Genomic DNA, 2,600 nt, shown 5'->3' on the forward strand with positions numbered 1-2,600 from the left:
CCGGACACCCCCTCCGCAGGACCCGGACACCGACACGGACGACGACAACCGCAACCACCGAACCCGGCCGCCCCCGCCGGACGGCGACACCGCCGGACGGCGAACCGTCAGGCGCCGACGATCTCGCGGACCTCGCAGGCGATCTCCCACTCCGGTTCGTGCAGCTCGATGAACTTGCGGGACCACTCCACCGCCTGGGCCAGATCGTCGGCGCGCAGGATCATGTAGCCGCCGACGACCTCCTTGGTCTCCGTGAAGGGCCCGTCGGTCACCGCGATCTGCCCGCCGCGCTGCCCTACGCGTGCCGACTTCGACGTCGGCAGGAGGCCGCCCGTTTCGAGCATGACGCCCGCCTCGGTCATCTCCTCGATCAGCTTGCCCATGCCCTCCATGAGCGCGTCGCTCGGGCCGCCTGCGGGGTGGTTGTTCTCGTCGTTGCGGATCATGGACAGAAAGCGCGGCATGGTGACTCCTCGATGTGCTGGGCGGGCTGTTCCCCGCCTCTCACCCTTACGTCGATCGAGGGGGGCCCGCATCGACACACGCCGGAGAATTCTTCTACTCCACCGTCTCGAACCGCCAGCGGTGCACCGCCCGCGCCACCAAGTCGTCGGCCGGCTCGGGGAGTTCGGGCAGCTCCGCGTCGTAGGGGGCGTCCCACCAGGTGAGGACCAGGACCCGGTCCTGCGGGGCGCGCAGTACCTCGCTGCGCAGCGGCGCGGGCGAGGGGCGCTCCAGCGCCCGTACCCAGGCCAGCAGGTCGGCGCCCCGGCCGGGCGCCGCCTTCGCCTCCCACATCAGTGCGACGGTCATGAGTACAGGTTGTCCTTGCTCAGCTCGTGCAGGTGGTCGTGGCCCGGTACGTGTGTCTCCGTCACCGGCAGCGAGGAGTCGGCCGACAGGTCCCAGTCCGACGGCGCCCGCCCCCGTGCCACCATCTCGGCGCCGAGCGCGGCGACCATCGCGCCGTTGTCCGTGCACAGCCCGGGCCGCGGCACCCGCAGCCGGATGCCCGCGCGCTCGCACCGTTCGGCCGCCAGCGCCCGCAGCCGGGAGTTGGCGGCGACACCGCCGCCGATCATCAGATGGTCGACGCCCTCGTCCTTGCAGGCGCGGACCGCCTTACGGGTCAGCACGTCGACGACCGCCTCCTGGAACGACGCCGCCACATCCCGTACCGGAACCTCCTCGCCGGCCTTCCGCTTCGCCTCGATCCAGCGCGCGACCGACGTCTTGAGGCCGGAGAACGAGAAGTCGTACGCCGCGTCGCGCGGCCCCGTGAGGCCGCGCGGGAACGCGATTGCCGCCGGGTCGCCCTCCCGGGCGAGCCGGTCGATCACCGGGCCGCCGGGGAAGCCGAGCTGCAGCACGCGCGCGATCTTGTCGAACGCCTCGCCCGCCGCGTCGTCGATGGTCGCGCCCAGCGGCCGTACGTCGGCGGTGATGTCCGGCGCGAGCAGCAGCGACGAGTGGCCGCCGCTGACCAGGAGCGCCATCGTCGGCTCGGGCAGCGGCCCGTGCTCCAGCTGGTCGACGCAGATGTGCGAGGCCAGGTGGTTGACGCCGTAGAGCGGCTTGCCGAGCGCGTACGCGTACGCCTTCGCCGCCGATACGCCCACCAGCAGCGCCCCGGCGAGCCCCGGGCCCGCCGTCACGGAGATCCCGTCGAGGTCGCGCGCGGCGATCCCGGCGTCCTTCAGGGCGCGCTCGATGGTGGGGACCATGGCCTCCAGATGGGCCCGGGAGGCGACCTCGGGCACCACTCCGCCGAACCGGGCGTGCTCGTCCACGCTGGAGGCGACGGCGTCGGCGAGCAGGGTCGTCCCGCGCACGATGCCGACGCCGGTCTCGTCGCAGGACGTCTCGATGCCGAGGACGAGAGGTTCGTCAGCCATGGTTCTCAGTTCCTTGTATGTGGAGTCCTTGCATATGGAGGCGCATGACGAGCGCGTCCACGTTGCCCGGCTGGTAGTAGCCGCGCCGGAAGCCGATGGGCTCGAAGCCGAAGCGCTCGTACAGCTTCTGCGCGCGGTAGTTGTCGACCCGCACTTCGAGCAGCACCTCCTCGCACTCGAAGGCGGTGGCGTGCTGCAGCAGGTCGGTGAGCAGCCGGGCGCCGAGACCGCCGCCCCAGTGGTCGCGGGCCACACCGATCGTCTGGACGTCACCGAGGCCGCCGGCCGCGGCGAGGCCCGCGTAGCCGACGATGCGCTCGCCGTCGTCGGCGACGACGTAGCGCCGGGTGGCGTGCGGGCCGCGCGCGTGGGCCAGCTCCGACCAGAACATGCCCGTGGACCAGGCGTCCTCGGGGAACAGCTCGTGCTCAAGGGTCAGTACGGGCTCGATGTCCCACCAGCGCATCTCGCGCAACGGCACGGACGGGCGCTCGGTATCGGTCACTTCGGAGTGACCACCTTGTAGTTCTTCGGGACCTGCGCGTCGGGCCTGCGCAGATAGAGCGGCAGCGGCGGCAGGAACTCCCCGCCCGCCGCCAGTCGCTCGGCGGCCAGCGCGGCGAGCGCCGCTGCCGACTGGTGCTCGGGGGCGCGGGCGACGGGGAAGGAGTCCGGGTAGAGCAGCGCGCCGGCGCCCACCACGGG

4 protein-coding genes and 1 pseudogene are annotated in these 2,600 nt (G+C 72.2%); all 5 read right to left on the reverse strand.

From position 1 onward, the window contains the following. Positions 1-107: 107 nt before the first annotated feature. Complete coding sequence (locus HY68_RS06745) at positions 108-464, reverse strand: YciI family protein (RefSeq protein ID WP_041985597.1); 357 nt, start codon at positions 462-464, stop codon at positions 108-110. A gap of 94 nt (positions 465-558) precedes the next feature. Continuing rightward, positions 559-813 carry a hypothetical protein gene (locus tag HY68_RS06750; protein ID WP_041985599.1) on the reverse strand — a complete coding sequence of 85 codons (255 nt, stop codon included), beginning with the start codon at positions 811-813 and terminating at the stop codon, positions 559-561. Next, positions 810-1,895, reverse strand: a complete 1,086-nt coding sequence (tsaD, locus tag HY68_RS06755) for a tRNA (adenosine(37)-N6)-threonylcarbamoyltransferase complex transferase subunit TsaD (protein WP_041985603.1) — start codon at positions 1,893-1,895, stop codon at positions 810-812. The genes HY68_RS06750 and tsaD overlap by 4 nt, the downstream gene beginning before the upstream one ends. Continuing rightward, entirely contained in the window at positions 1,888-2,361 is a 474-nt protein-coding gene (gene rimI, locus HY68_RS06760) for a ribosomal protein S18-alanine N-acetyltransferase (RefSeq protein WP_041995335.1), read from the reverse strand. Before rimI ends, tsaD begins: the two co-directional genes overlap by 8 nt. 35 nt (positions 2,362-2,396) lie before the next feature. Next, positions 2,397-2,600: pseudogene (locus HY68_RS06765) on the reverse strand (tRNA (adenosine(37)-N6)-threonylcarbamoyltransferase complex dimerization subunit type 1 TsaB); the annotation flags it as partial.

Origin of the sequence: Streptomyces sp. AcH 505, from assembly GCF_000818175.1 — a bacterium.
In the GTDB taxonomy this organism is placed as follows: domain Bacteria; phylum Actinomycetota; class Actinomycetes; order Streptomycetales; family Streptomycetaceae; genus Streptomyces.